Genomic DNA, 3,141 nt, shown 5'->3' on the forward strand with positions numbered 1-3,141 from the left:
ACACCCATGCCAGACCAACGCACCAACCGCCCCACCAGTTACGGGACAACCTTTAGACGAGTGATTCCAAAGTGCTTGATCAGCCGGTTCGGGACGTTCCGGTAAGGTTCCCGCCCTGGACTTCGTAGACCTCGGTTGTGGTCTCGGGCTGGATGAGGGCGCTGATCCGCTTGACGGTCTCGTGATATCTAGGTGATGCGGCAAGTGTCTCGAGGCTGGCCTGGTCGGCCCACAAGGTGATCACGAGGCAGCGCTCGCCGCTGCGCGAGAACATGACGCCCCGGAAGCCCTCTTGTTGTTCAAACATGGGCTGCGATACGTCCCGGGCGAAAGCGTCATACTCCAGCTCTTGCCCGGTCAGGACGGCGGCTCGCCACAAACGCACAATCATTTCTTGCCTCCAGGACCAGAAGTCACGGCACGGGGAGGTGATCATCGGCGATGGTGTCTGTGAAAGCGGACAGAAGCCACACCGAAGTGCTGTGACTGCGAGAAGAGGGTGTCCAAGATCAGGTTGTGAAGACCGACCTGGACACCCTCCTTACCGCACTGTACGTGAAGATCGATGACGAGCTGGGAGGACAGAGGTGCCTGGGCAGGCCGCCGCGGTTGACGGATTCCGAGCTGGTCTGTCTGGGGGTGGCCCAGGCGATGCTCGGGTTCAGGTCCGAGGCCCGGTGGCTGCGGTACGCAGGCAAGAACCTGACGTCGATGTTCCCATACCTGCCCAAGCAGCCGGGCTGGAACAAGCGGCTGCGGGCCGCGTTACCGCTGGTCAAGAAGGCGATACGCATGCTCGCGGCCGACACGGACTTCTGGTTCGACAACCACTGGATCGTGGATTCAACCCCGGTGGAGTGCGGCCGATCCAGGCCGACGGTGAAACGCTCCGACCTGGCAGGCTGGGCCGGATACGGGTACTGCGCCTCGCGCTCCCGGTTCTTCTGGGGCCTGCGCCTGTATCTGGTGTGCACTCCGGCCGGGATGCCGATCTTGTGGGCTTTGGCCAACCCGAAAATGGACGAACGCGAGGTCCTGCAGGCCATGCTCGATGTCGATGCCAGACTGGTCGCCGACCGGCCCGGCCTGTTGATCATCTCCGACAAGGTCGCCTCCAAGGAGTTCGAGACCGACCTCGCCCTGCGCGGTATCGAACTACTGCGGCCCTCGTTCAAGCGCGAGAAGAAACGCCAAGGCCAAAGCCTGCTGAAGTCAGTACGGCAGCTGATCGAGTCGGTCAACGACACCCTCAAGGGCCAGCTCGACCTGGAACAACACGGAGGCCGGACCTTCGAGGGTGTCGCCGTCCGCGTCGCCCAGCGCATCCTCGCCATGGCAAGCGCGATCTGGCACAACCACAAAACCGGCGCCCCCATCACGCGCTCGCTCGTCGCCTATGACCACTGATCATTTGGAATGACTCGTCTAGAGCCAGGACATGGTGGCCAGCGATAGAGAGCGGCTATCGGCCCGGCCCGCGGTACTTCCGGTAGGAGTGCCACGCTTGTGGCATCGGCCCGGGCCGACATTGTTGCTGTCGGCCCGGGCCTGCATTCCGACCGTCCGGGGTGCTGCCCGGACGGTGCACGGTGCACCGGTGGGACGTGCTTCCGGGGGTGACTGCCCCGGGCCGTTCACGAGACGCGCGGCCGCGCTCGCCGGTAGGGAAAGGCCGGGGTCTGCGGACCCTGAACCGCCCGTCGGCCCCGGCCGGATCCGTCCCTCTCAGGGCCTCGCGCTTGAGGAACTGCTGTTGTACGCCTCTGCGGTCAGGCGCGGACGGCGCGAGGGCAGAGCCGGGGCGGGCCAGGACAGGGTGACCTGCCGCGCCTCGCCCGGCAGCAGCCACAGATAGTTGTCGCCGTAGAGTGTCGGGAGCACCCGGCGCCCGGTTGCGTCGTCCAGCAGGGAGAGCCGGACCATCGCGGCGACGGTCGAGCCCGTGTTGCGGACGGTTGCGGTGAGTTCGTGCCGGCTCCCGGCCCACGAGGCGCGGTCGATCTTCGCCGACACCTTCGTGCGCGGGGCCGTGGCCAGGGCCCGCATCGCGTCCGGCGTGCGATAACGCCAGTAGGTGTTGCGCGACAGCACGCGGCGGTCGCCGTCCTGCAAGGTCAGGCGCAGGAGGTGCAGGTCGGGAAGGTCGTCGGTCCAGCCGGTAGTGAATGCCTGCGCGGTGGCGGCCGCATCCACATCCACCCGGGTGTTCTTCGCCTTGCCCAGCCGGTAGCCCGAGAGGTCGAGCAGCTCGGCCGAGACGGTGGCTCCACGCAGCCGTTTGCGCGTGTGGTTCACGGCGATGACCTGGCCCTCGGGGTCAGCCTGCACATGCAGGGGCTCGCAGGCCGACCGGGCTCCGTAGTAGGTGCCGTTGACGTCGAAGTCATAGTCGTAGGTCTGCCAGACCGTGCTGTGCCAGGCCGGGTGGGACATCCACAGCATCAGGCCGCTGGCGTTGTCCCACAGGTTCGCGTTCCACGCCTCGAACATGGCGCGCGTGTTCTCGTAGTTGACGAACTGGGCCTTGCGGGCGAAGTCGTCCAGGTCGGTGACGGTGCCGAGACGGGCTTCAACGGCGGCCTTGTAGGTGTGGGGTGCCTGGTTCCCGCGCTCGCTCCAGTCGTGGTGGTACCAGGCGCCGCGGATCGGCCACTCGGGCTCGTCGCCCGTCATGTTCCGCAGGCTGGCGGCGGTGGAGACGACGGGCATACCGATCTCGGTGTGGAAGCCGAAGTCCTTGCTGCCGTAGGTGGACGGGTCGAAGTACTTCTCCGGTTCGACCCAGCCGTACGGTCCGCCGCCGGTGATGATGCCGCCGGCCGAGTTGTTCTGGTAGAGGATGCCGGGCGCCTGCTGCTCGACGGCCTCGCGCATGCCGCGGTCGATGGCGGCCGGCGGGTTGCCCTCGTTGGCTCCGCACCAGATCACCACGCTGGGATGGATGCGGTAGCGCAGCACGGTGTCCCGTGCGATCGAGACGAAGGCGTCGTGGTCCGGCGGGTCCATGCCCCACGCGTTGGGGAAGTCGTTCCACACCAGGATCCCGTGCTCGTCGCAGGCGGCGAAAAACTCCTCCCGGTCACTGGTGCCGACCCAGTTGCGGATCATGGTGAAGTTCATGTCCCGGTGCATCCGGACGGC

At 66.3% G+C, this 3,141-nt stretch carries 3 protein-coding genes; 1 reads left to right on the plus strand and 2 read right to left on the minus strand.

Annotated elements, in window-relative coordinates:
• Positions 1-79: 79 nt before the first annotated feature.
• Complete coding sequence (locus IE275_RS45565) at positions 80-391, minus strand: antibiotic biosynthesis monooxygenase family protein (RefSeq protein ID WP_189718593.1); 312 nt, start codon at positions 389-391, stop codon at positions 80-82.
• Positions 392-516: 125 nt separating this feature from the next.
• Between IE275_RS45565 and IE275_RS45570 the strand changes: the two genes are divergently transcribed.
• Positions 517-1,407: an IS982 family transposase gene (locus tag IE275_RS45570; protein ID WP_189718594.1), complete on the plus strand. Its 891-nt coding sequence runs from the start codon at positions 517-519 to the stop codon at positions 1,405-1,407.
• 318 nt (positions 1,408-1,725) lie between these two features.
• Here the strand turns inward: IE275_RS45570 and IE275_RS45575 are convergent.
• Positions 1,726-3,141, minus strand: a 1,416-nt coding sequence (locus tag IE275_RS45575; RefSeq protein WP_308435802.1) for a glycoside hydrolase family 2 protein, incomplete at its 5' end; no start/stop codon positions are given.

Origin of the sequence: Streptomyces phaeofaciens, assembly GCF_014648915.1 — a bacterium.
GTDB lineage: Bacteria > Actinomycetota > Actinomycetes > Streptomycetales > Streptomycetaceae > Streptomyces > Streptomyces phaeofaciens.

Excerpts from the sequence above, each read along its gene's own strand:
- IE275_RS45565 (WP_189718593.1), bottom strand. The coding sequence starts at position 391 with ATGATTGTGCGTTTGTGGCGAGCCGCCGTCCTGACCGGGCAAGAGCTG.